This is a genomic window from Acetoanaerobium sticklandii (genome assembly GCF_000196455.1).
Lineage (GTDB): Bacteria > Bacillota > Clostridia > Peptostreptococcales > Filifactoraceae > Acetoanaerobium > Acetoanaerobium sticklandii.
Map to the genome: position 1 here is coordinate 1,655,566 of NC_014614.1, position 23,497 is coordinate 1,679,062.

Annotated in this window: 31 protein-coding genes; 1 reads left to right on the forward strand and 30 read right to left on the reverse strand. The window is 32.9% G+C overall.

Translation table 11 applies throughout. The annotated features are described in order from the left end of the window. Window positions 1-101: 101 nt before the first annotated feature. The 15 genes from CLOST_RS07665 to CLOST_RS07730 all read right to left on the reverse strand — a co-directional run bounded on the left by CLOST_RS07665 (window position 102) and on the right by CLOST_RS07730 (window position 8,935). Window positions 102-713: a hypothetical protein gene (locus CLOST_RS07665; protein ID WP_013361715.1), complete on the reverse strand. Its 612-nt coding sequence runs from the start codon at window positions 711-713 to the stop codon at window positions 102-104. Between the two features lie 77 nt (window positions 714-790). Beyond that, a complete protein-coding gene (locus CLOST_RS07670; protein ID WP_013361716.1) occupies window positions 791-1,003 on the reverse strand; it encodes a phage holin family protein in 213 nt (70 codons plus the stop codon). Then, window positions 1,000-2,061, reverse strand: coding sequence for a glucosaminidase domain-containing protein (locus tag CLOST_RS13575; protein WP_013361717.1), 1,062 nt, complete (start codon window positions 2,059-2,061; stop codon window positions 1,000-1,002). Before CLOST_RS13575 ends, CLOST_RS07670 begins: the two co-directional genes overlap by 4 nt. 1 nt (window position 2,062) lies before the next feature. Next, window positions 2,063-2,434, reverse strand: a complete 372-nt coding sequence (locus CLOST_RS07680; protein ID WP_041487152.1) for a hypothetical protein — start codon at window positions 2,432-2,434, stop codon at window positions 2,063-2,065. Continuing rightward, the gene (locus CLOST_RS07685; protein WP_013361719.1) at window positions 2,434-2,781 is read right to left on the reverse strand and encodes a hypothetical protein; all 348 of its coding nucleotides are present in this window, start codon (window positions 2,779-2,781) and stop codon (window positions 2,434-2,436) included. The genes CLOST_RS07680 and CLOST_RS07685 overlap by 1 nt, the downstream gene beginning before the upstream one ends. A 48-nt stretch (window positions 2,782-2,829) precedes the next feature. Next, window positions 2,830-3,513: a hypothetical protein gene (locus CLOST_RS07690; protein WP_013361720.1), complete on the reverse strand. Its 684-nt coding sequence runs from the start codon at window positions 3,511-3,513 to the stop codon at window positions 2,830-2,832. A 101-nt stretch (window positions 3,514-3,614) separates the two neighbouring features. Then, entirely contained in the window at window positions 3,615-3,788 is a 174-nt protein-coding gene (locus CLOST_RS13880; RefSeq protein ID WP_013361721.1) for a hypothetical protein, read from the reverse strand. 2 nt (window positions 3,789-3,790) lie between these two features. Beyond that, on the reverse strand, window positions 3,791-4,048 hold the full coding sequence (locus CLOST_RS07695; protein WP_013361722.1) for a hypothetical protein: 258 nt from the start codon (window positions 4,046-4,048) through the stop codon (window positions 3,791-3,793). Between the two features lie 9 nt (window positions 4,049-4,057). Next, window positions 4,058-4,816: a pyocin knob domain-containing protein gene (locus CLOST_RS07700; RefSeq protein WP_013361723.1), complete on the reverse strand. Its 759-nt coding sequence runs from the start codon at window positions 4,814-4,816 to the stop codon at window positions 4,058-4,060. Window positions 4,817-4,828: 12 nt separating this feature from the next. After that, window positions 4,829-5,398 carry a putative phage tail protein gene (locus CLOST_RS07705; protein WP_013361724.1) on the reverse strand — a complete coding sequence of 190 codons (570 nt, stop codon included), beginning with the start codon at window positions 5,396-5,398 and terminating at the stop codon, window positions 4,829-4,831. After that, window positions 5,382-6,464, reverse strand: coding sequence for a baseplate J/gp47 family protein (locus tag CLOST_RS07710; protein ID WP_013361725.1), 1,083 nt, complete (start codon window positions 6,462-6,464; stop codon window positions 5,382-5,384). The genes CLOST_RS07705 and CLOST_RS07710 overlap by 17 nt, the downstream gene beginning before the upstream one ends. Then, a complete protein-coding gene (locus CLOST_RS07715; protein WP_013361726.1) occupies window positions 6,465-6,824 on the reverse strand; it encodes a hypothetical protein in 360 nt (119 codons plus the stop codon). Continuing rightward, complete coding sequence (locus CLOST_RS07720; protein ID WP_013361727.1) at window positions 6,821-7,252, reverse strand: hypothetical protein; 432 nt, start codon at window positions 7,250-7,252, stop codon at window positions 6,821-6,823. The genes CLOST_RS07715 and CLOST_RS07720 overlap by 4 nt, the downstream gene beginning before the upstream one ends. After that, a complete protein-coding gene (locus CLOST_RS07725; protein WP_013361728.1) occupies window positions 7,252-8,277 on the reverse strand; it encodes a hypothetical protein in 1,026 nt (341 codons plus the stop codon). The genes CLOST_RS07720 and CLOST_RS07725 overlap by 1 nt, the downstream gene beginning before the upstream one ends. Before the next feature lie 4 nt (window positions 8,278-8,281). Then, on the reverse strand, window positions 8,282-8,935 hold the full coding sequence (locus tag CLOST_RS07730) for a LysM peptidoglycan-binding domain-containing protein (protein WP_013361729.1): 654 nt from the start codon (window positions 8,933-8,935) through the stop codon (window positions 8,282-8,284). Window positions 8,936-8,988: 53 nt separating this feature from the next. Here CLOST_RS07730 and CLOST_RS07735 point away from each other — a divergent pair, with 53 nt between their 5' ends. Beyond that, on the forward strand, window positions 8,989-9,888 hold the full coding sequence (locus CLOST_RS07735) for a hypothetical protein (protein WP_013361730.1): 900 nt from the start codon (window positions 8,989-8,991) through the stop codon (window positions 9,886-9,888). Between the two features lie 20 nt (window positions 9,889-9,908). Here CLOST_RS07735 and CLOST_RS07740 read toward each other — a convergent pair whose 3' ends face one another. The 15 genes from CLOST_RS07740 to CLOST_RS07810 all read right to left on the reverse strand — a co-directional run bounded on the left by CLOST_RS07740 (window position 9,909) and on the right by CLOST_RS07810 (window position 23,456). Continuing rightward, window positions 9,909-12,080: a phage tail tape measure protein gene (locus CLOST_RS07740; protein ID WP_013361731.1), complete on the reverse strand. Its 2,172-nt coding sequence runs from the start codon at window positions 12,078-12,080 to the stop codon at window positions 9,909-9,911. A 190-nt stretch (window positions 12,081-12,270) separates the two neighbouring features. Continuing rightward, a complete protein-coding gene (locus CLOST_RS07745; RefSeq protein ID WP_013361732.1) occupies window positions 12,271-12,747 on the reverse strand; it encodes a hypothetical protein in 477 nt (158 codons plus the stop codon). Window positions 12,748-12,786: 39 nt separating this feature from the next. Continuing rightward, window positions 12,787-13,212: a hypothetical protein gene (locus tag CLOST_RS07750; protein WP_049779773.1), complete on the reverse strand. Its 426-nt coding sequence runs from the start codon at window positions 13,210-13,212 to the stop codon at window positions 12,787-12,789. A gap of 12 nt (window positions 13,213-13,224) precedes the next feature. Further along, complete coding sequence (locus CLOST_RS07755) at window positions 13,225-14,331, reverse strand: hypothetical protein (RefSeq protein ID WP_013361734.1); 1,107 nt, start codon at window positions 14,329-14,331, stop codon at window positions 13,225-13,227. Continuing rightward, entirely contained in the window at window positions 14,331-14,849 is a 519-nt protein-coding gene (locus CLOST_RS07760) for a hypothetical protein (RefSeq protein WP_013361735.1), read from the reverse strand. Before CLOST_RS07760 ends, CLOST_RS07755 begins: the two co-directional genes overlap by 1 nt. Beyond that, window positions 14,849-15,388, reverse strand: coding sequence for an HK97-gp10 family putative phage morphogenesis protein (locus tag CLOST_RS07765; protein ID WP_013361736.1), 540 nt, complete (start codon window positions 15,386-15,388; stop codon window positions 14,849-14,851). Before CLOST_RS07765 ends, CLOST_RS07760 begins: the two co-directional genes overlap by 1 nt. Then, window positions 15,381-15,842, reverse strand: coding sequence for a hypothetical protein (locus tag CLOST_RS07770; protein ID WP_013361737.1), 462 nt, complete (start codon window positions 15,840-15,842; stop codon window positions 15,381-15,383). The genes CLOST_RS07765 and CLOST_RS07770 overlap by 8 nt, the downstream gene beginning before the upstream one ends. Before the next feature lie 4 nt (window positions 15,843-15,846). After that, window positions 15,847-16,236: a hypothetical protein gene (locus CLOST_RS07775; RefSeq protein WP_013361738.1), complete on the reverse strand. Its 390-nt coding sequence runs from the start codon at window positions 16,234-16,236 to the stop codon at window positions 15,847-15,849. Then, window positions 16,237-16,524 carry an SAP domain-containing protein gene (locus CLOST_RS07780; RefSeq protein WP_013361739.1) on the reverse strand — a complete coding sequence of 96 codons (288 nt, stop codon included), beginning with the start codon at window positions 16,522-16,524 and terminating at the stop codon, window positions 16,237-16,239. It abuts the gene before it with no gap. A gap of 32 nt (window positions 16,525-16,556) precedes the next feature. Further along, on the reverse strand, window positions 16,557-17,600 hold the full coding sequence (locus tag CLOST_RS07785) for a phage major capsid protein (protein WP_013361740.1): 1,044 nt from the start codon (window positions 17,598-17,600) through the stop codon (window positions 16,557-16,559). Window positions 17,601-17,613: 13 nt separating this feature from the next. Beyond that, a complete protein-coding gene (locus CLOST_RS07790; protein WP_013361741.1) occupies window positions 17,614-17,964 on the reverse strand; it encodes a hypothetical protein in 351 nt (116 codons plus the stop codon). Between the two features lie 16 nt (window positions 17,965-17,980). Beyond that, entirely contained in the window at window positions 17,981-19,162 is a 1,182-nt protein-coding gene (locus tag CLOST_RS13580) for a hypothetical protein (protein ID WP_013361742.1), read from the reverse strand. Window positions 19,163-19,173: 11 nt separating this feature from the next. Then, the gene (locus CLOST_RS13585) at window positions 19,174-21,273 is read right to left on the reverse strand and encodes a hypothetical protein (protein ID WP_013361743.1); all 2,100 of its coding nucleotides are present in this window, start codon (window positions 21,271-21,273) and stop codon (window positions 19,174-19,176) included. Window positions 21,274-21,295: 22 nt separating this feature from the next. Beyond that, the gene (locus CLOST_RS07805) at window positions 21,296-22,585 is read right to left on the reverse strand and encodes a PBSX family phage terminase large subunit (protein WP_013361744.1); all 1,290 of its coding nucleotides are present in this window, start codon (window positions 22,583-22,585) and stop codon (window positions 21,296-21,298) included. Then, window positions 22,575-23,456, reverse strand: coding sequence for a terminase small subunit (locus tag CLOST_RS07810; RefSeq protein ID WP_013361745.1), 882 nt, complete (start codon window positions 23,454-23,456; stop codon window positions 22,575-22,577). Before CLOST_RS07810 ends, CLOST_RS07805 begins: the two co-directional genes overlap by 11 nt. Window positions 23,457-23,497: the final 41 nt, after the last annotated feature.

Below are 23,497 nucleotides of genomic sequence, written 5' to 3' on the forward strand. Positions count from 1 at the left end.
AAATATTTTAAAACAAAATACCTTTCCGAATATATAATTAAGTAGGAAAGGTATTTTAATACTATTTTTTTACTTTTATCAGAATTTTATTTTATTTTTAATTATTCCACATATTTTTTGAGATTTTCTAAATAAATTGAATATGTGTTGTTATTATATTCAATTTCTTTTCCATCAATTTTACTCTCACTTTTCTCATTATAATTTACTTTTATATATGTATCTAATTCTCTAAGATAATCTTTTAGTTCTATAAGTGATTTGCTAAGATTTTCATCAGAAATCAGTTTTGGATAAAATGTTTTTGAGTGTTTATCAATATCATTTATTTTTTCGTTAAAAAAATTTATATCAATATTTCTAGAAGCTAAATCATAAGTATTATATTTTTTTATAAATAAATTTATTTTATTATTAATATCTTCAGCAAAAACAATTGCATCTGAAAATTTCTCCATCCAAAATTGAGTCCTTATTTGTGTTAACATTAACTTCATTTGTTTATTATGGGATTCTTCCATTAATTCTCTGTTCTGTTTAAGTGTAAAATAAACTCCTGTTATTGTAATAATCCCTCCCACTATTGCACCTAAGAAAGCTATCCACGCATCTGATAATCCAATTCCAAATAAATTATAATCATTAAATGCTAATGTAAAACCAAAAATTAAGATTCCTGATACTACCCCATAAAAAAACGATATACCGTTCAACTCTATTCCTCCTTTTTATTAACAATTATATCAAAAGCAAATAAAAAAAGCCCTACCAATAAAGGTAGAGCATAATCTTAAATTTCTATATTATTCTCTTCTCTTTTTCCGTCCACATATCCCTCAGTGAGAATATATATAATCAGAGTAGCAAATGCTGAAACTATAGCTGTAATTTGAGCTATTTCAGCTTCAGTAAAATTAATAGCTACAAGTATAGCCGTTATAAAACCTATAAGAGCTGCCCAAAACTTCCTGCTAGATAACTTCCTTTTCCAATCTATCTTCATTTAGCACCTCCACATTTCTCTGCGATATTATTCTGCACAACCCACATTTTCCAGTCCCAAGGATATTCTTTAAGGTCCTTTATGTGACGCTCTGGGCTATTTATGATATTAAGCTTTGCTAAATTATTTATTGCAGCTATGCCATAATCTAGTTCTTTTTGTGATACAGGCTTTCTGGCCATGTCTTCATCCTCCTCAATCTTAACATTAGTAAAACTAATTCCCTTGAATCTGCGAGCATAAGGAAATATATTAGTTTTTTCTAAAGTAATTCCATTCCTACTAAAATTGCAATGAATCCACTTTCCATCTCCTGCATAAATGCCGACATGGTTTGTGCCTGGTGAATCGGGTGTCTGCATAAAACCTAAATCACCTACTCTTAAATCTGCATGTTTTATTGAATTGCTATTATTGAATTGATAATAAGTTCCATCTTTTACATTAGCTCCTGCATATAAGTAGCAGTATCTTACAAAGCCTGAGCAATCTAACTCCTTAGGTATAGATGGCGGAACAGCCTTTGCTCCTAACCTATATTTAACACCTTTACTTTGAAGCATGAGAGCTGCTTCAAGAATCTTATTTCTGTTTATCAAAACCTCACCTTCTTCTTTGTCATATTCATAAAGCTTATATTGTTCTATGATGCTGATTAACTTATTTGGATATTTTGGGTCAGTAGCATATCCAGCTTTCCATATCTCGTTAGCTGCTTCTTCATAATTCTTTGAGCTTCTTACTTTTTCATAACGCTTAGTAAGTAAAAACTTTGTATGGTCCTCAACCGACTCAGCAAATGAGTCATATGCTCTAAAGTAAGCATTAACTGTTATCTCTTTTCCTTTAATAAATTCCTTAGTGGGAAAATTTATCTTTTTACCAGTCCATCTAGAATCTGCCTTAATCCCAAATAAATTATTTCCTTTTATGGCCAGCTGAGATTTGCCTGAATTACTTTCTAAAATTGCTTGTGCAATTGTCAGAGATGGTAAAATATTATGTTCTAAATATCCTTTTATAGCTCCAGGCAATACTTTATCTATGAAATCTTGCATATTAAACCCCATTTCTGAAATCTTCTGAACCCTCAATCAACTCTTCTTTATTTTCAATTTTGTTCTTAATAATTTGACTTCTTATTTTGCCTTTAGAGAGATTTTCAAAGCCTGACTTAGCAATTATAGCCACGAGGACTATTTGTGCCCAATTTGTGAGAATTTCGAGGTTATTTGTAGCTGAAGAGGTATCTCCAGTTATTATTGCCAAGTAAGAAGCAATAAAAAAGGCACCTATCACGATGCCTACTATAATAAAGAGAGTTAGCTTACTTGCTTCAACATATCTTCGTTCTCTTTTCTTATATTCTTCTTTTTCTTTAGCAGCCTTAAGTTCTGCTTCAAGTTCTGATATAGATTTTCTTGGTGACATCATTGCCTCCTTTCATTTCTTAATTCACACTTTTTTTCAACTCCATCAATCCTTTTATGAGCCGACTTTGAAGATTCTTCTACAATAGTCACCCTTCTATCCAAAGAATCAAACTTCGTATCCATTGAGTCCATTTTTTTCGTCATAGACTGAACATCTACACCTATATATTCAATTGATTTCCTGAGTTCAATATGTCTTTCAGTCTGTTTTTCTTTTTCAGCCATCATTTCTTTTTCTCTAATTTCTTGCAGTCTTTTATTCTCAGTAGTTATTTTAAGATAAGTTGCATAAACTCCAAGCAAAGCTACCACTGTACTAAAAATTATGCTAAGTTCTATTTGCATGAGCACCTCCAATTTTCGCAAGAAAAAAGAGCCCGAAGGCTCTATTATTTATTGTAATAATTTTTCTATTATATCTTTCTCTTCAGCTAATTCTTCATAAGAAATAAGCAAAACTTTAAGATGTCTAATTTGTTTTATCAAGTCATTACAGCTTTCTGTAGCGTCAATACCATTTTCTGTAAAAACTCCATATTCTAAATATCCATAAAGCTTCATTTTTTGCATTGTAACTGAAGAATTATAGATTTTATGACCTTCAAAATCTTTAGGATTTATTCCTATTATTTCTGTTTGTCCGATTGTATTATTTAAATAAACCAATCTAAAAAAATTCTTCAAATCTCTTATGCTAAATGAAAGAAGTAAATCAAGAGCATTGAGTTCTTTATAAGATATTTCTCTCTTTTCTTTAAAATGTGCTGTATATATTATTCCACCACATAGAGTATTAATTATTAAATTATCACTTTTACTTTGCTTGTCTAAAATATTAAAAAGAATATTAATATCTATCTTTTTTATTTTTTCTTTAATTTCTTCTTCATCGATAGCGCCATCTCCAAATCCTTTGAAAAAATTGTGTATCTTTAAAACATTATAATAATCTAATCCTTTTTTAACTCCAATGTTCACTGCCTTAACTCCTAAAGCAACTGGATCAAAAAGGCTTAACCCCATTTCTACTGCTTCTTTAATTCTATCAGCTTTTATGATTTTATCTAAATTATTCAATTTCATTCCCCCCTTTTTTATTTCATTAAGGGGATTATAATAAAAAAATAGTACTTTGTCACTTTAATGTGTATGAGTGTGTATTAATACACACTATTAAATTATTGTACAAATTGCTTATCTAATAATATCTGAGTCAGCTCATTGTACTCATCTTGAGTTACTCTATTGTTGAGTAGAAACGCATCAAATTTGAACTGCATTTCATCTTTCTCAGTTTGAGTTTTGTAGTTGGCATTTGTTATTACTCTTTTAGCTAAAATATACGTGGGCATTTTTACATTCCTCCTAATTCAATCATAGTTAACCTAAATTCTACATCTAACATGTATTGCTCTAAATCAAGATAATCAAATGAAGTTTTTTTAGGTAAATATGTTTCTTTGCTCCATATACCATTTTCATATTTTCTGTGAAGATAATATTCATCGCACTTTTCTATTTCAATTAAATTAGAATCATTTACTTCTGCATTAAGCTGAGAAACCCCTATACATATGTTTGAATCGTCAATTGTAGCATAATTTTTCATCATTATCCCCTCCTAAACAAATTCGATTACTTCCCAAATCGCATAATATGATCCTGTATAATTAGAGGTTATACTTATACTACTTGAACTAGCAAATTCTGCTGATATGGTAATTCTTGAAGCATCTTGGCTCAGACCAGCTTTTAGCATTAAATTTATAGTTGACTTATTAATATTAATAGCTGATATCGCTTGAGTTATAGTTGTTGAATTTAGTACATTACTTCCCCTTTGAATACTTTTTATCATACTGTCACCATCTTTCATTAACCTTGTCCAATCACTCCAAGCATTATTGAAATATCTTCTTATATACATATTGTTATCCGAATTGTAAGATGTTGCTATCTGAACTCTATTACTGTTTACTGCTTTTGTGCTATAAAAAAGTGTTTGAATATGCCAATAATATGAGCTACTTGGGCTATTTGCATGATTTGATAAAATATATGATTCTAGTGTTGTATTTGGGTCAGAGTTAGAGCCTATAGCAATGGCATTTACAAAATCTGCAGCATGTTTCCCATCTATTAAATCAGCATCTAATCCACTACCCGCTCCGTCTACTGTTTTTATTTTCGTTAGTATAGATTCAGCTGAAACTAGCTGATTTAAATCAGTTGTAGATACTTTCTGAGATATTTGTGAACTAATGTCATCGGCAAATGCATCTATTTTTTCATTGTCAGAGACAAAATCCTCTCTCTTGGGATACTCATTCCCTGCCCACTTATTAAGTTGTAAAAAAGCTGTTTTTAATAAACTTGGCATTATATCACCTCTCTATTCTTTATATGCTTCAAACTCATCCCACATTAGGTTCAGAGCATCCCACATATCCCAAGTTTTGTTATAGCTATCAAACTGGTCCCAAGTCATAAAAATAAACTCATATTCTATTCCGACATGAGCTAATACTGCTTCTCTTAAGATTACTTTTAAATCCTCTAGACCTTCTGGCACTCCCATTGTTCCTACAAACTTTATAGTAAGATAAGTATCTTCAAAGTGTTCAGTTACTTCTACCTCACCATTTGTAAAAGCTTCAGCAATTGATTTAATAAGAGGAACAGAAGACAAATCATCCGAACGATATCTTCCTATGATTGCTGACCTTCTTAAATCAACTTTTTTTCCATCGGAAAAACCTATGTCAAATGCTTCTTCTTCTCTTTTCAGTCCCTCATCTTCAGCAGTAACAACTATAATTTCTTTTTCAAGCTTGTTTACATCTGCTTGTACTTTGTCAAATTGTATTCCCATAGCTGTTATGTCTACTTCATTGCCCTCAGAGTCAAAATACATGCCATCAGGAAGCTCACTTTTGATTATATCTTTATAGTTCGTTGACATTTATAACACCTACTTCTGCCATTTCAGTAGATAACAGATCCACATTAGATGAAGGAATCGAAACACTAACATCATAGACTCCGTTTATATCCTTAACTTTATCAATAATCCCAGATACGAGTACCTCAGTTCCTATTTCTAAAGTTGATATATACTGCTCTATAGCTGATATAGCTAATGGCTGTAATGTAGCAAAACTATATCCTGCTTTAGGTTTTATACTTACAGTAACATTAATAGATTTAGGAGTAGGTTTAAGCACATGAACATCTGCAAGCATTGGCCTTTTACTTAAAATATAATTCAAAACGGTAGCTACTAGCCCATCAGATGGTATCCCTGAAGCTGTAGCAATTAAAACATCTACAGTATTATTTCCTCTTGGAACTGGAAAAGCCTTAGCAACTGTTACTCCAGGTACATCAAGAGCCCATAATTCATAATCTGTAAAGGTACCACCTCTTGGAGGCTTTCTTCTTCTTAATAAAACCCTTTGCCTGTATACTTCTAAATCCTCAATATCTGTTCCATCTGATAAATCAACCTCTTGCCTTACAAATTCTAGACCAGTCGGAGGATTATTAATAACAGTAAGACTACCTGCAGGTAAATTAGCTTCATATCCTGTAATATCAGTTTTTACATTTACACTAACTTCTAACTGTCCAGCAATTAAAGTAACTTCTTGCTGAGTTTTTGAAATAACTAGTTTACCAAATGCATTAGGATCAGTAGAAATAATTGTATCTTTTGGAATAACAATATTACTTGCGTATGCTGTTGTTCTTCCGAGTATCACAGGACCTACAGCAGGGGTAGGCATTTTTCTATCAGTATTCCAAATATAGCCATGCTTAGGAAGATTTTCTTCATCAGCAGTCTGAGGAAATGCCTGGTTAAGAATGTACTCTTGGTTGTAATAAATCCCCTCAAATTTAGATGCATAAATCTTAGCTTTTACTGCTATCTCAGATGCAGAAGAAATTTTATCAGCACCTATGGCCAGAGCAAATTCAGCGAGTAGTTCCTGAGTTAGTCCATCTTGTGTTTTTTTATAAAAAGACAACTATACCACCTCCTTAATAACATTAGCTTCAAGCCCTAACCATTTAAAATAAACAGTAACTTTCATTCTTTTCTTTGTATAATCTAGCCACTCAGGCACTACATCAACAATTTCAATATCTTCTTCATCTTCTAAAGCTTCATAAACATAAAACTTTGCCATGTCGAGCTGCTTGCTCTTCTTTTCTTTGTAAGTTAAATAAAGCCTAGAACCTAGCTTTTCATCATATAAAAAAGACCCCCTTCTAATAGAGAGTCTAAGTAATATACTTTGCTTCTTGGCATCTAGACCTTGAACTACTTTAATATCATTATATTGCTGCACTAAATTCATATCATCAATCTGATAATCCTTCATCATAAAGCATCATCTCCACTAAGTATTTCTGTAGTTCCATCAGGTTTAATTACTAGCTTTCTGTTTAAAATAATTCTTCCGTCATTACATAGCTTAATAGTTGCACCACCTTCACTATAAAGGAGCGTTTCTCCTTCTTCGAGTGTTACATCAGATACAGGCTTTAATGCTCCACTAACCTTATCCTTTACCTTAATCTCTTCATCTAAAACCACATCGGAAGCTAAAGCCATGTTAGGGTCAGAATAAGGTTTAGTTATAATAAGATTCTGCCCTACTTTAGGTTTAGACATAATACCAAAAGTAGCAGTTTTAAGCATCCCTCTGTATTCCCCAGAACCCTCAGCACTTACTTTATTTGATGATGTTGTAATAGTCCCTATATTAATACTATTACTATTAAGTCCCTTCTTTGTCATTCCTCTTGCCACTATAATCCCTCCCATAGAGGTCTAAGTCTTACATACTTAACATTTCCCTCATTCTCATTTTTAACATGTCTGTATCCTACAATAAAATAGACTCCATAAGTTCGTGTATTCTTATCACTAACCTTTGCAGTCTTGTTTACCTCTATATTCGTTTTTCCAGAGACTTTAATCTCAAGCTCAAAAGAACCTTTCAAGCTATCTTTCACATTTCTCTCTCCTATTTTTTCTGCATTCGCAGGATCCTTTGCATCTGCATCTTCTATTACTTTTCTTCTTACATATCCATACTTTTGAAGTGTAGCTTCAACGAATTTAGAAATAAAAGACTTTTTACCTTGTCCTCTAACCCAGCATTCACTTTTAATGTCAGCACCTTTTTTAGTTTTCTTAAATCCTAGCATAAAAATTGCACCTGGAATAAAATCATTAGAAAAAGTAATATAGGGTTCTTCTTTGTAGTTTAAAACATCAGCAACTATTTCACCACTAGCAGTACACCAAAGCCACATCCCTAGTTTTTTAGCTTCTTCGGATAACAAATCCCACTCCGTTGTTCCAGGCTCTACAGTTATTTTTTTAATAGGCTTATCAAAAGCAGGATTTATAATTACAGTAAACCCATATCGTCCAGCAATGTTTTGAGTTAGTGAAGTAAGGGTAATATTTTCATATGTCCTTGGTTCTGCATCATTCTCAAGTAGCAGCATAGATAAATCTCTTCCGATAATATCAACTCCATAACTTCTTTCATCCCAAAACTCAATCACCTCATCAGATATCCCAGTAATAAGCTCTCTAAATTCTCCAGTTGATTCAACCTTTTCTTTCAAAATAACTATGTCATTATCATCATAAACCTCTGAATATCCTCCTTCTCCTTGCTCATTTTTAATATTTGAAAGAGAAAGTCTAAACTCATCAGCGGGTATATCCATACTTATTTCATAGCTATACTCTTTTATCCTCTTAACCGTCCAAGCTTTATTTTTCTTCCTGTTTTTTATATATGCTTGTAACTCACTCATAAAATCACTTCGCTTTCACAGGAATATTCAAATTCTTTCCAGCTATAATCAAATTAGGATTCTTAATGCCTTTATTCAATTTAAGTATTTCATCAATAGTTGTACCATACTGTTTAGCAATTCTAGTAAGAGTATCACCTTGTTTAATCTTGTAATCTATATTAGTAATTGGAGTATCAGCATTTTCTTTAGTACTTTCTAGCAATTTAACAGCATCATTTACAGTATTGTTTTGCACTACCGTAGGAATACTAACTGCATTAGCTACAGGTGGTTTATTCTCCTGAAAAGTAAATGAGTATTTAACATAGTTTGGTGTAGGTTCTTGCATTAGCTTTAATTCTGTCATTTTTACCATAGTAGGTGCTAAAGTAGGATGCTTTAAAAGTCCAGCTTCAGTACCATAAAAACACTTAACAGCCATTTTTGAAAACTCTTCATAAGCTCCTTCGCCTACAAATTCTCCTTCACCTTTCATTTCTCTTATTATTCCTAGTTCTTCTATCTCAACAAAGTTAGTAAAAGGATAATGATTTTGAACAGTCTTTTTAATAAAAGATGTTTCAAATGTCGTTGGATTGTTTGGCCAGACATAATCTCTAAATTGCATAGCTGATAAAAGCCTGTCCGAATCGTCTTGCCTCAATATTTGCTTCACAGTTTCACCTACTTTCCGTTATAATCAAATAAAAAGACAGGGGGTAATATCATATGGAAAAAAATCGCAAAATTTTATTTATAATATTTATATTTTTGTTGCTTGCTCTTGTAGGAATGTATCAAAATGAGCAAAGAAAAACTCTAATCATAGAAGCAAAACAAATAGTTGATGCAGAAAAAGAAAAAGAAAAATTACTAAATGAGGTTAATAATCCAGAGATAACAATTTCTTCAGCAATAAAAAGCAATGGTGAATTTAGCTTTACACTATTTACTAATCTTCCAGATGATTCTAATGTTACTGGAAATATTTTATATGTTAAAAATAATGGAGAAAAAGAAATAGTCCATAAATTCAAGGCTTCTATAAATAACAAAAAAGCATTATTAGAAGGTCAAATAGACCCATCAATTTTTATAAAGGATAATTCAGCTAGATTACAATTTGAAGGAAATATTTATTTTGAAAATACAACTAGCTCATTTACATCTGAAATATATGATTATACTAAATATTTTATTGCTAGTGAAAAAATACCAGTTTCTGATGATAATATTAACTCTCAAGCTGATATAAAAACCTTTAATATTCCTAAAGCATACATATTAGCAGAAGAGTTATCTAAAACATTTGGTTACTCGGTAGAATCTACTACTATTGATAATGATAAAATCACAAATCTCTATAAAGATAACTCGTATATTGTTATAACTGGAGCAGATATATCAAGGATATTAATTTCAGGAACATTTCCTCAAAATTCATTAGATTATGGTACAATAACGAATATTTTATTTAATAATAACGATTTTAACCTCTGGGCAACTGAACAAATAGATAAGTGCCAAAATGGTAAAAATAAGTTTAAGTCCAATTATGTCAATGATTCACTAAATGCTAATTTCGAATCTTATTCAACTAATTTCACAATAACAATAACACCTAGATAGGGCAAAATATGCCCTATCTTTTATTTTGTAGGGCCTCCCATTCTTCTTTCTGTTCTTTCTATTTCTTTTCTAGTAGAACTAAAATTGTTGCTAGTAGTAGTTATTACTCTTCCTGGAATATTTGCTCCGTCTAATAATACTTTTACAGTAACATTAGGATTACTCTTTACTTCAACTGGTACAGTAGTGTTTATATTCATCTCAGAAGCTTTCATTTTATCCATAGTATCTTTCATAGCTGCTATCAATGTTCCATTTATTTCTTTAGGTTGAATTGTCATTTTATTTTTAGCAGGAGAATATGGATATTTCTCATGCCCTCTTGGTTTTAAATCCTCTTTCGTTCTTCTCATCAATGCTATATTTTGATTGGTTCTTTCTTCTGGAGTCATTGCCAAATATTCTTTATTCTTATCTATAGCATTTTTGCTGATAGCATAAATTATACCTAATGATATAGCGCTGCCAATTGTATTCATAATGAATCCCATGGGACCACCCTTAGTTGTAGATGATGGTAATGAAGAATTTGCTGGTGATACTCCTGCTCCGTTAACATTTACTACCCCAGCATTTACAATCATACTTGAAATTGAATTGCCTATTCCAGGTAAAGTCTTGTTGTTATTACCCAACCCACCTAACCAATTAAATAAATCTCCAATATGTTTCATGATTGATAGTGCTTTTATACTTAGGTAAGCTCCTCCTGCAACTTTTATTCCAGTAGCAACATTTTCTCTTTTTTCGGCTCCCTCTTCTCCCATGAATGATAAAAAGAATCCTCCAATAGTCTCTGCCATAGCTGCAAGTTCAGGATTTAAAGCTTTAAGATTATTTACAGATTCATCTAAAGCGTTTTTCCATTCTTCAATAGGTGTTAGGTCTATATTTTCTAATTCGTCTAGCATTAATTCTCTTTCAACCATCATTTGTTTTCTAATTTTAGGATTGCTTTCTGAATTAATTCCCTCAGTTAGCTCAGCTATATCCATTTCTAATAGCATTTTTTTCTTAAATGGAGCTGTAATGGCATCCATAAATGGAGAAAATTGAAGAGCATAATCCAAACCTACTCCTGTAATACCTTTTAATATAACTTTAAATTGATTAACAACATTATCCATTTGGTCAATATACGCTTCTTTAGCCATTCCTTTAGACTTATTAACAACAGCATCATATGTCTTTTCAAAATCTTTTACATTTTGAACTAGTGGAAGAATAGCACGAGCTGCTTCATCAGAGCCTAGCAAATCTTTCAAGAATCCTTTTCTAGCTTCTGATGTCATTCCCCTTTTTTCAAACTCATTAAATAAATCTTTAGTTATATCAAGCAAGTCTCTTGTATGACCACTAGTATCTTGAATGTCTACTCCAAATTTCTTAAATGATTTTATTCCATCAGAGTCAGTAAGCTTGTTAAATAACTGAATCATTGAAGTCGCTGAGACATTTGCAGGCATGTTATTCTTAGTAAGTTGTGCTAATCCAGCATATACTGCTTTGTAATCAATACCTGAAGCTTGCGCAGCAGGCATAATACCAGTACCAAGTGCAGCCGCCAATTCTTCATATTCAACAATACCAGCTTTTATAGTTGCAAATTGAACATCCATTATTTCTGTTAAAGTGCTATCGTCCATTCCATAAGCATTTTTAGTTCCCATAACTGCTTTAACAACAGCAGACATATTATCAGTAGCTCCTGCAACTGCTCCCATCGCAAATTTTCTAGCGGCACTAGCAGCATTCTTAGGGTCAAGAGAAGCAGATATTGAATCATACATACTTTGAGTTATCTGAGTGAAATTCTGTGGAATAAGCTTCCAAGTTTCAATAATATCTTTAGTCATTACCTTTTGACTCTGAGCAGTTTGGTCATATAATGTGTTTATTTTAGATAATCCAGCATTTAACTGAAATAAATCCTTTGTAACTATTCCTGCATAAGCTGTTACTCCAGTAGCTCCTATCTTAAATGTTCTTCCAATAGCCTTATCAACAGCGCCTAATTTATTATTTAATTTATCTGCTGCATTAGTTATTTTAGAAAATTGTGAAGAGATACTATTCCCTGCTTTTTCAGTTTCAGATTTTGTTCTTGAAACGCTATTTCTAAACTTGCTTAATGAATCTTGGTATTCATCTTTAGCACCAAGAATAATACCTACTTCTTTAGCTTCAGCCATTATTTTTCACCACCTGCCAGCTCATTGAATCTATTTTCATCAAAATTTTGATTAATTTCTAATTTATTATCATCTTTTATTTCATCTCCACAACAAGGACATTTAGTTTTGTGAAAATTACTTAAGCATTTATCACATAAACTTTTCTCATATTCTTCATTATCAATATGGATATTTGCTAAAATCCATGTTAATTGTTCATATCCTCCTTGGATACTAGGGTCATTTGGAGATAATTTAAGGTCTTTAGAGATTCTCCATCGAAGTCTTTCCAGTCCATTTTCTTTAACTTTTTTTTTAATTCTTCAAAATCCTCTTTAGATATTTCATCTATAGTGTCACTTTTATCAATTTGAATTTCTGATAACTCTTGGTACAGCTGGTCAACTAAAAAAGGGTCTTCTTCTTCTAATTCTTTTCTATCAATTATTCTTTCTTCTAGGTTGTTTGGATTTCTGAGTGCTAAAGATAGCTGTTCTAACTGTTCCATTATTGCAATAACATCACTATTAAAAATTGGTTGTTCGCCTAACCTTTTAGTTGTTTTAGCGTTAGCTTCTATTAATTCTCCTTGAGTTAGTCTTACAATAGCCACCTCAAAATTCTGTCCAGGATAAGTAATAACTTTATGTTTTCTAATATTCTTTCTTAGTTCAGATACTCTCATAGAAATTCCTCCTAAAAAATAATAAGGACCCTAAGGCCCTTATTTTTTCACTCTCTTAAACTTACTAGCCATTACCTTCATATTCTCAACTGTCTTATCTTTTAAGTTTCCTGATTCCCCTATTGTCTGCCAGTTACATTTTAGGTACATATCAGAGCGGTCAGGCTTTTCTATAATAACATCGAAATCTTCTAGCTCATCTAGATATATACCGTCTGTCAGAGCTTCATCGGTAACATAAGCTCTTTCTATTTCTAGATCATAACTAGTCTTAGCTCCATAGGTTCCTACTGAGTCTTTTTCTCCAAAAGCATCCAGAGTCTTAGTCTCTTTATTCTTATTCGTTCTGTAACTTTGTATTACAGCAACCTTCTTGCTTGCTCCATCGGTAATGATACGAATATAGATATCATCAGATGTAGGAATTCCGTTATTGAAAAGCTGTAAATCCATATTAAATTTCAAATTATTCACCTCCTAAATTAGTGCAGTTCCATGAAGAAAGATAGTATTAAGTGGCAATACTACTTTGTACACATAATTAACATGCACACGAGTTCTTTTATCAGGCTGTCTTTCAACACTGATTATTTGAGGAGATTCTATAATCTCTGCTCCTTCGTATACTTCTAGTTGTGCTATAGCATCGGCTTTTATTTCTCCTACAGTTGACTCTGAAGCTTTTTCTCTTGGATGAAGAGTTGATAACCTATTTCTAAGACCTCTATCAACAAAATCTTTAACCTTAGCAACAGTTCCTTCTTGATACTTATTGTCTGGGACAGCTGGAGAAACTCCATCATCCTTAGTATAAGTAGTCACCCATCTATCAATATATACTTTACCGTTTATAGTTCTAGCTGCAGCTAAGCCTCCAGCATATAAAGCCTCATAATCAGCATCTTCAAAACGATTATAAAGACCACCGAATAACTCTGGAGTAACTTGTATATTATGAAGTGGCATAGCAGGGTCAAGTTCTAAAGCATCATAAGCTGCACAAGCGGCGGCAAAATATACTGAGCTAGAATGAGCAGTCCCTTCAACAGATAGTGGCACAGATGCCCACAGTGTTACTCTCCCAGAATTAAGAGGTAACGCTAAAGCAACCCAAGCTGAAACACTAGCTGCCATTGCTCCTAGATGCGCTCTTCTTTCTTTTCTGTTAGTTGAACATACATCACAATGATTTCTAACATGTAAATGAACATCAGCACTTATACTGTCGCATATAATAATCTCAGGTGCTTCTTCTGTCTTTAAAATGTCTAGTGACTCTAAATATTCATCCTTAGTAGGTGCTCCTTCAAGTGCAGATATAACAGGAACGCATACTAATTTATTAACTCCTATTAGAGTAACTATTCTTACTAGTTTTGCCATTTCAGATTCTTTTCCAAAAGATGCTACTGCATCAGCATATGTCTGAATTGCATATGGTTTAGGTTCTAAATCTGTACATACATCTGGGTCAACTTGTGCCACTATTCCCATAGGAAAACAAGTACCAGGAAAGCCCATAACTTCTTTTGAAACTAGGGATTCTGAAAAAACCCCTACTCTTTCGGTATTAGGAATACCCATTAATCAACATCTCCTTCCGATGTAATTTCATTAATAACTTCATATTCAAATTGCTTTTTCCATAAAAAATTCAAAGTTAGCACATTTCTAGAATGAAATAACTTTTCCTTTTCTTCGTATGGGTCTACAGAGGTTGAACCCTCTTCATAGCTTTTAACCTTAAATCCTTCTACTTGTTTTGGATTAAATAAAAAAAGAGCTGTAAGCTCTTCATTAATTCTTTGAATAGTATCTTCTCCTCCAAGTTTAGCAGAATCAGCATTCCAAATATGAATATCAAAATACAAATCCGTATCTTTACCTTTTGTTTCAATTGCCTTATCTAAAGTAAACTCTATTCCTAAATAACCATTATCCATGCCTATTTCATTAGTATTGATTTGTGCCTTAGATACAGTTACAAGTGGTTTCTTTAAAGGCAAATCTCTTTTAATGTTAATGTAACCTGCTTGAACTTCTACCCATGGAAGTAATGTTTTTATTTCGTCAATTACTTTATCTCTTGTTTGATTTAACATTACAACCCTCCTAAAAATTCCTCTAATACTCCATTTGCTATCTCAACATATCGCCCTGAGTTGATTACTGATTTAACTGCATCCTTTAAAAAAGGCCTTGGCCTTAGTCTAGATGTCCCATCATGAACCCAATGGGCATAATTTGCAATTTCAATATCAGCAAATACTTTATATTTGCCATTTGATATTTTCTTTATTTTTAAAGATCTCTTAAGCTGTCCAGTATTAACTGAAACTGGATAAGGTTGAGAATATGCTCTTCTTACACGAATCCCTGCATCCAGTCCATACCTATGTCCTGCTGATATAGCTAGCAATCCAGCCATTAAGTTTTTCTTACCTAGTTTTGTAATTCTTTTACTGCTTTTCTTTTTATTCATTATGTTTTGATTCTTAGGCCCATTTACATTATCAATAGCTTCATGCAAGACTTCACTGCTTATTTCTTTTACAATTTCATCAGCTACCTTAGGCATAATTTCCATTACTTCATCAATCATTTTTTCAAAATCATCAAATCCATAAGAGTAATCAGACATTTTGAATCAACTCCAAAACTGCAATATAAGCAAGTGGCTCTTCTCTGATATCATATCTTTGAACATTTTTGATTCTAAACTTCATGTTTGTATATTCAATATAATCATCTTCTCCTAATTCCTTAATATTGTAAGTATTAGGACCATAATATACATAATCATATTTTTCTATTTTACCAATTAGGTCAAGAATAATCTGGTCAACATTATCAGCTTTTAAGCTATCTTTAGGTATCATGAAGCACTTAATATCAGTTACTATTTCAGTAGAACTTAAATAGCACTCATCATCACAATCAGGCTCTGATGGATTATCTACATGCCATAATGGATTTCCATATCCTGTTGATTCATTGTAGCAAGGGCATAATATGCCAGGTGTTTTTTTTACAATCCTAGCAGTAACACCTTCTTTTTCTATTCCTTCATTCCACATTTCAACCCATTCATTCATGAGATTATCCTCCATACTCGTTAACACTTAAAAGCAATGGATTAACATAAGACTTTCGACATCTACCTAATATCTTTAGTCCTTTAGATTTTAAATCGTCTGCAAACTTCAAATAATTACTTGTAGAAGCATCCTTAGAAAGTTTTATAGGACCTATACCGATACTTTTTCCTTCTGAGCTGGATGATTTAATAGATACTATTTCAGATGCAGTTATATAAGCTAAGCCTAGTTTAACTTTCATCTGTATCTGAGAATCATCAGATTCTAAGCATTCGCTTTTCACTTCGTCAATATAAACTGGTATAAGGTCAGTAATCCATTGCTGAACTGTTGCTTCAGGTAAAGATGAGCCTGATAGTCTATTAATCATTTCTATATCAGGCAAATTCATTTAAACACCTGCCTTAATCTTATCAATGATTTCTTGCTTCTTATCATCAGAATCAATATCTATTTTTCTTTTAGCCGCTAGTTCCTTAAGTTGTGGAACAGTAAGCTTATTTAAATCAATTTCATCCTCATCTTGAAGTTCTTCTTCATTAACTTCACCAAGAATCCCCTCTTTAAGCTTTCTTTTAACAAAACTTGTAGCCTCAGATTCAATTACTTCTCCAGGTGGAAAATCAATGCCATTTTCAAAATCATAGCATTCTGAATTGCTTTTATTTATATACAACATTTTATATCCCTCCTAAAAAGAGGGGTAGAATACTACCCCTTATTCAATACATTAGCTGCTTCTTTGAAAAGTTTAGCAAAACCAGAAACCTGAGAAATTACTGATCTAGAAATCTGTTTATCTATAAGCTTATCTGATTCAACTGTAACTCCCATCTCTTGCACTTTTTCAATAGCGTATCTTGTATCAATTCCAATAATTTTACTTGCTGGAACTTCATCAACTATATCCATATTGATTCCAAGAGGAGTGATAAGCTGACCATTCTTTTGAAAATCAAATCCAGCTTGAGGGTCCTTAAATTCAGGAATAAGCAGAAGGTCAACAATACCATTAGTATCAGCAATTAATGCATTCATCTTATATGGTCTTTTCATAGTTGCCCAGAATCTTACCATTTCAGCATATCCAATTGTTCCAGCTGTTCCTTTAATTGTAGAATCTCCTACAGTAAAGGAAGGAGCAGGATTTGTATTACCATCTCCATTTATTAGCACATTAACCACTTCTTCAAGCTGGTCTACTGCTATTTGTGAAGCTATTTGTCTTAGAGCAATAGCGAATATATCTATTTTCTTTCTTCTAATAGCCTCATAGGTAGTATCAAGCTCAACCCCAAACTTGAAGATATTAACTTCTTTCTCTTTTGTCTTTAAAGTAGTAACAGGAAACTTAGAACCTTCTGCTACTCTTCTAAGTTGCTTTTGACTAGTATCTGTATCCATATAGATAGATTTATAAGTATCAGAATCTATCTCAGTAGTAGTAGCGATTAACTTAGGAAGTATACTTTCTTTTTCCAAAGCTGTTCTAACAGTTCTAGAGATAAACTCTGGGAAAAGAATTGATGATTCAGTTGTAGTGAAGAACTTTTCAACTACATCTGATTTTGCACCTTTTACTTTTATATCAAAACGCTTAAGCTGTCTTTGAAAAGCATCTAGGTTCTCTAGTCCTTTTACGCCTTCATATTCAGAACTTGGGTCAAGCTCTTCTAGTTTCTGAGCAAATGTTTTTCCCTCTGCTGTAGCTTCTTGGTAAATCCCTTTTTCAAGTTTTAAATTATCGTATCCCATTATATAGCCTCCTTTATAGTAAGAATCCAACTACTTTAGCAGTTGTATCTACTTTCATAACTAAAAATTCTCTTCCATTTGTAGCATCAACTTTGACTTTTCCAGTTCCATCAGCTGCCAATTTAGCATAACCAACCGCAGGGTCTGCACCTGAATAAGTGAATTCCACATATCCTTTTAGCTGAACTGTAACAGCTCCATCTTTTTCAACCTTAATTGCCTTGCCATGAATTTGTTGAGTATCTGCACTTAGTGCCACAGTAGATGAAGCACTAATCTTTACAGGCTTTAGTTCATCAGTTGATGCTAAAGCACTTTTAAAAGTGATACATTCTTGCATAAAACCATCAAAAGCTATTCTCATTTAAAACTCTCCCTTCTTAACCTTCGTAAACTGAATTATCAACAAAAGAATTCTTCTTAGTTTCTTTTGATTTTATTTGTGATTCTGGTGGATAAAGCTCATTTACTTTATCTTTATATTGCTTTTGAAAAGCCTTAAGCTCCTCAATATCACACTTATCAAACACTTTTTCCATCATTTCATAATTAAAGGACTCACCTTCTGCCATTTTCCCAAGTCTTGAACATTCTTTCTTTAGATCTTCAAGATATTGTTCTCCCATTTTTGCTTTAGTAGATAAATCAGATACCTCTTTTTTTAGTTCCTCATTTTTAGTAACTGCCTCCTCATAAGCACTGACTTCTTTTTGTAGCTCATCAACACTAATTACTATTTCCTCAGATTTCTCATTTTGAGCTTTTTCAATTAAACCTTTTAAGTATTTCAATGATTTTTCTCCTCTCTTTTGCAAATTAGCAATAAAAATAGTCGATTCTTTAGAATTCGACTTATTAACAGATTCAGATATTAATTTTTCTTTTTCTTCATCGACTTTTGATAAATCAAAGCCTTTTGTAACTCCTGCTGCAGGTTGAGCAGGTACTGCCACAAATGAAACTTCATAAGCATCTGAAGGGTCTCTCATTCTCAGCAGACATTCCACCTGTTTTCCTTGTATTGTATAATTTCTGCCCTTTATATGTGAGCAGTTTTCGATATCAAAATAGGAGTTCTTACATATAGAGCATTGAAAATCACTTACAGAGAATCCAGCCGAGACTTCCTTGTATATCCCAGCTTCTATGTTGTCTATTAGCACATCATTTTTCTTAAGAGTATAAGCCCATCCTTTAAGCTGATAATATGCTTCTGCATCTGGATTAGTAGATACTGTCTGAGTAGCTATTAATTCAGTTTTGTATATTCTAGAATGTTGTCCTCCAGCTTTCCAGTTGTGGTCTACAATCATTGTTTTGCCAAGAAATAAAGATTTAAGCTTTTCTAAATCTTGAATCGAAAAGTATTCTTTATCTCTATCAATGTTATTGTCGCAAATGATAAGAGGATACACATATACATCATCTTCGATTAGCTCCTTCTTAGAATATTTATTAATAAGACTTAATTCTTCAGCATTAATTTCCGTTAAACTATCAAACTCAACTAATGATTTCATAAAAAGAGGTCTATCTAAGTCTTTTAAGTCCTTATACTTCACATTTCCACCTCCTATCCATTTTCTTTTAGGTATTGTCTTAGTGATCTAGGTTTTTTTCTACATCTGCAATTAGGATGAGTGTCATATACAACCTCAGGTCCTTCTCCTAGCTTGTACCATTTTTTATCAAGTGGCTTGCATATAGGTGCACATGCATCTGGAGCAGCACTCCATTGTTCGTATGGAATATTCATGGTAGAATACTCAGCAAAATCTGCTTTGTCTAAAGCAATTGAACATTCAGAGCGAGCAAGTCTCTCCCAGTCCCATCTCTTGCCACCGAGTTCATTGTGAATAAGCCTAGCTATATCCATAGGGTTTTTACCCTCAGAAGCTCCTTCAATTAGTATCTCTCTAATATTTTCTCTAATTATTTCTTTTCTTTCTTCCACTCTTTGAAGACCTTCGTACCTTATCATTTGAATATACGGATGCTCATAGTCATTTGCATGGTATGAAGATTTAGGAATCTCAATTTCTTCTAAATCTCTATCTTCTTGAGTGATTTCTTCGTTAGCTGTTTTATTTGCCCTTCTGCATCCATAGTTCCAGGCTTTCTTTAAATTCTTTTTATATGCCCCATCTAGCTTTATTCCAGAAACTGATATAATAGCTTCAACTTTTTCCAATTCTTCAAAAACTTTATGTTTTTTATAGTTTTTTTCTGAATTTTTAACTATATCTACTATTTTTTTCTCAGTTTCCTCTAAAATATCACTAAAATCTTTAGACCATTTTAATTCTATTTGATATGCCTCAGGGTCTGGATTAGGGTCTGATAATAAATCTTTTGTAGTACATTCACAGCCCTCATAATGCCTTATTTCTTTTTTTTTAGAATAAGTAAGGCTTAATGGGTCGATTTCTACTGGAGCAGGAGGTTCTCCTACTGCATTATCATATCCTAGTTCATTAGCTACATCGTTTTGATTTATGATGTTTTGGTCTCTAAGAGTCAGAAGGTTATTTATTTTCTTCTCCTTAGCCTGCTCTTTCATAAGGTCAGCTCTGGCGATTTCTACCATGTCTTGAAGATTTACATCCTGCCAGTTAATCTCATAGGATATATTTAACCCTTTAACTGTAAGCCAAGTATCTATAACTTTGTTTATTACAGGAGTTATGGTAGTTCTATAATGCTCTATCTCCGATGTTAGAAAGTCAGCTTGTTGCTGTGACATTCTTTCAGTAGAACTCCAGCTGATTCCTAGTAAAAATGGTGGTAATCCTGTTTTTGCTATAATCTGCTCAAGTAATTGTCTTACTGGAATTTCTGATTCAAGCACTGGAGCATCTGCCCCTATTACAGAAACCTTAAGATTGCCAACTCCAACAATATCAGCAGCTTTACCTTTTGATTTTAAATCCATTACTTTGTTCCACTCAGTTTTAAGTAATGAGTGCATTTCTTCGACCACTTTAGAATCATCTAAATCCTTAGGTAAATCACATGTTACTGAAAACATTAGATTACCGAATCTCTCCCAGTTAAGTTTGGTTGAATTAAATACTGTAAGAAGTATTCCAGTAACAAAAGGCATACTTCTTAATAGGCTTACACCATACGGACTATCTTTTTCAGGAGATAATGGAGTATAAAGCATAAGATTTTGATAAGGAAGTTCAACAGGTTCTAATTCCATCTCTTGTTTTTGACATATTAAGTAATCAAGCCTATTATTCATCTGCTTTAGCTCAATAGTGTCAATATCTACTACCTGCAGTGCGTAAATATCTTCCTTGAACTTATCTAAAACAATTTCTCCAACGGATGAGCCATTTTCTAGCAGCTGGTCGAAATAGTTATTTATAAAGGCATAAATACCTTTTTCAAAAGCCCCAACCTTTACATCCTTAAGAAACTCTTCAATAAGAGCTTTTCCTTGCTCATCTGTAGAATCAATGTCAAATTCACCTATAAGCCTAGTAAGTCTATTTATAGCAGTATCTATAACTGGAACTGCTTCTCTCATAATCCTATAAAGCTCATACTCTGCATTCTTAGGTACATATGAATCGAGGATTTGAAAAGGGTGACTAAATGTAGTTCTAGTTTGAACTGTAACTGAACGAGTACTTGTTTCCTTTTTCTTTTTTCTGAAGAAATTCATTTTTCATAACACCCCCTTTCATCTATCTATCAGTGCTAGAAACAAATAATTTAACCTTCTTCTTAAGGAATATTGGTCTTAATATTGTAAAAGCAAAATATCTGTCTGCATCCATGGCATGGTCATTTTCTTTTAGTGGTTTATCTTCTCCTTTTGCCGCTGCTTTAGGGTCCCATGAATATGAAGAAAACTCTCTAAAAGTTTCTTTACAGCAGTCATTGAATAGAAAAACACCCATCTTTAAAAGGGTGCCCACGCTTCTTATTCCATCTAATACATCATTCTTAGCCTTTATAACTCTGTGATTTCTTTTTCTAAGCTCAGCTATAAATGATGCTGCCGAAGGGTCAACAATTATACCTTCAACCTCATAACCTTCTATGAACTTCTCATAATCATCTGCAAACTCTGAGTCTGTCTTTTGCTTTCCTTCTTTTCTTCCAGAGTAATAGTATTCTTTAACCTTGTACCATTTACCTAAATACTCACCATACATACCAAATGTAGTAGGATTCTGAGTACCATAGTCGCAAGATACATAAAACTTTGAGTAGGTTCTATCTTTTGATGGAACTATATGATCATCTTCTGTGAACATATCATATATGATTCCCTCGGCTAGTACCCATAGTCCAAGGATATACCTCTTAAAGAATACACCTGAATACATCTTTCTATATCTTTCCTTAATCTTCTCAGATAAAGAAAGATTGTCATCCATAGTAAAGTGTAGATAAAGAATGTTCTTATCTATAGCTTTGTCTATCCAATCGGTCTTGAACCAGTGAAAAGGTCCATTAGGGTTACAGTTGAACCACCACTTAGACCCATCAACCGAGCATCTACCAGTTGCCTGATTAACGAAACTCTCAGGCATAAGTGCAACCTCATCGAAGAAACATCCAGCTAATGTAATACCCTGTACTAAATCCTGCGAGCGTTCATCTTTACCACCAAATATATAAAAGAAATTAGTTATATTTTTTCTAGATACTATGAGCAAGTTGTCCGCTCTTTTATCCTGGACTTTATAACCTCTTGATTTAAGCATTAGCTTGAGCCAGAACAAAACATTTCGCCTGAAAGAGCCTATTGTCTTTCCACACATGCCAAAGTTTTGATTTTGAAACTCTGTCATTGCCCATATAACATATGAAAGTGACATAGATAAAGTCTTACCGCTTCTTATAGCTCCATCTGCAATAATTCCATCCATATCTGACACAGGTGATTCTTTCATCCACCAAGTTAGTATTTTCTTTTGCTTTTTACTAAAAGGCATGAACTTAAAAGCTGCTTTTCTAGTCTTCATCGTCCCATACCTCATTTACTTCACCTTTAAGAGCTTCTAAGAATCCATCATCTTCTAATTCTTCTTCACCCTCAAGTTTATTCTTTTCAAGTTGAAGCTTTTCTCTAGCAATATTAACTTTCTCGGTTTCAATTTCAAGTTTTCTTCTAACTTCATCAGTAAGAAAATCAAGCCTATCAGATAACCACTCAAGAGCTTTCATCTTGTCTAAGAGCTTGATAGACACACCATCTTTTCCCTGTTTAACCTCAGAGAGTATAGTTCCATCTACTTCGTATGATTCTTTGAACTTTACAGTATTCACAATTTTAGTAAGCGGAACCATATCGCCATCAACTGAAACTTCTATCGGGCCAAAAGCTCCCATAACAGGAACCTCTTCTCTACCAAACTCTAGATAGTCTGTAATATCAGAAAAGGCTATATCCAAGTATTTCTGGAATATAGCCATAGGTTCAAAGGAAAGACCATCTCTAATACTTTTTTTAAGTCGGTCTATTTCTTTTTTGATATGAGGTTTTTTCATAAGATTTGAAGCTGTAAACCTAGCTGTATCTTTACCATATCCAGCTTTTAAAGCTGCCTTAGTTTGATTCCAGTACTTAACATAGTAAAGGCAAAATAACTTTTGCTTATCTGTAAGGTTAGAATCATCTTCTGACTCGACTTCAAGTTGTGGTTTTTCTACTTCTTTTTTAGGGTGCACCCTTTCGCTTTTTGTGTGCACCCCTGTTCTATTCCAATCGTGTCTTTTTTTCCAGCTTTTTACTGTATTAATTGAGACATTATATTTCTCTGCTATCTCTTTATATTTCATACCTAGCATATAATCATTTTCTGCTAGTTCTGCTGGGGCTCTTATATCTGCCACATCACCACCTCATTAATTCAGAAATTAAAAAAGAACCCGAA

Bases quoted from the DNA above. Each gene is read 5' to 3' on its own strand.
- CLOST_RS07715 (WP_013361726.1), bottom strand. From the start codon at position 6,824: ATGATGAAGGATTATCAGATTGATGATATGAATTTAGTGCAGCAATAT.
- CLOST_RS07780 (WP_013361739.1), bottom strand. From the start codon at position 16,524: ATGTTGTATATAAATAAAAGCAATTCAGAATGCTATGATTTTGAAAAT.
- CLOST_RS07805 (WP_013361744.1), bottom strand. From the start codon at position 22,585: ATGAAGACTAGAAAAGCAGCTTTTAAGTTCATGCCTTTTAGTAAAAAG.
- CLOST_RS07735 (WP_013361730.1), top strand. From the start codon at position 8,989: ATGGAAAAAAATCGCAAAATTTTATTTATAATATTTATATTTTTGTTG.
- CLOST_RS07745 (WP_013361732.1), bottom strand. From the start codon at position 12,747: ATGAGAGTATCTGAACTAAGAAAGAATATTAGAAAACATAAAGTTATT.
- CLOST_RS07700 (WP_013361723.1), bottom strand. From the start codon at position 4,816: ATGCCAAGTTTATTAAAAACAGCTTTTTTACAACTTAATAAGTGGGCA.
- CLOST_RS13575 (WP_013361717.1), bottom strand. From the start codon at position 2,061: ATGCAAGATTTCATAGATAAAGTATTGCCTGGAGCTATAAAAGGATAT.
- CLOST_RS13585 (WP_013361743.1), bottom strand. From the start codon at position 21,273: ATGAATTTCTTCAGAAAAAAGAAAAAGGAAACAAGTACTCGTTCAGTT.
- CLOST_RS07725 (WP_013361728.1), bottom strand. From the start codon at position 8,277: ATGAGTGAGTTACAAGCATATATAAAAAACAGGAAGAAAAATAAAGCT.
- CLOST_RS07740 (WP_013361731.1), bottom strand. From the start codon at position 12,080: ATGGCTGAAGCTAAAGAAGTAGGTATTATTCTTGGTGCTAAAGATGAA.
- CLOST_RS07685 (WP_013361719.1), bottom strand. From the start codon at position 2,781: ATGCAAATAGAACTTAGCATAATTTTTAGTACAGTGGTAGCTTTGCTT.
- CLOST_RS07705 (WP_013361724.1), bottom strand. From the start codon at position 5,398: ATGTCAACGAACTATAAAGATATAATCAAAAGTGAGCTTCCTGATGGC.
- CLOST_RS07785 (WP_013361740.1), bottom strand. From the start codon at position 17,600: ATGGGATACGATAATTTAAAACTTGAAAAAGGGATTTACCAAGAAGCT.
- CLOST_RS07790 (WP_013361741.1), bottom strand. From the start codon at position 17,964: ATGAGAATAGCTTTTGATGGTTTTATGCAAGAATGTATCACTTTTAAA.
- CLOST_RS07670 (WP_013361716.1), bottom strand. From the start codon at position 1,003: ATGAAGATAGATTGGAAAAGGAAGTTATCTAGCAGGAAGTTTTGGGCA.
- CLOST_RS07760 (WP_013361735.1), bottom strand. From the start codon at position 14,849: ATGTTAAATCAAACAAGAGATAAAGTAATTGACGAAATAAAAACATTA.
- CLOST_RS07775 (WP_013361738.1), bottom strand. From the start codon at position 16,236: ATGAATTTGCCTGATATAGAAATGATTAATAGACTATCAGGCTCATCT.
- CLOST_RS07755 (WP_013361734.1), bottom strand. From the start codon at position 14,331: ATGGGTATTCCTAATACCGAAAGAGTAGGGGTTTTTTCAGAATCCCTA.
- CLOST_RS13880 (WP_013361721.1), bottom strand. From the start codon at position 3,788: ATGCCCACGTATATTTTAGCTAAAAGAGTAATAACAAATGCCAACTAC.
- CLOST_RS07695 (WP_013361722.1), bottom strand. From the start codon at position 4,048: ATGATGAAAAATTATGCTACAATTGACGATTCAAACATATGTATAGGG.
- CLOST_RS07765 (WP_013361736.1), bottom strand. From the start codon at position 15,388: ATGTCTGATTACTCTTATGGATTTGATGATTTTGAAAAAATGATTGAT.
- CLOST_RS07770 (WP_013361737.1), bottom strand. From the start codon at position 15,842: ATGAATGAATGGGTTGAAATGTGGAATGAAGGAATAGAAAAAGAAGGT.
- CLOST_RS07680 (WP_041487152.1), bottom strand. From the start codon at position 2,434: ATGTCACCAAGAAAATCTATATCAGAACTTGAAGCAGAACTTAAGGCT.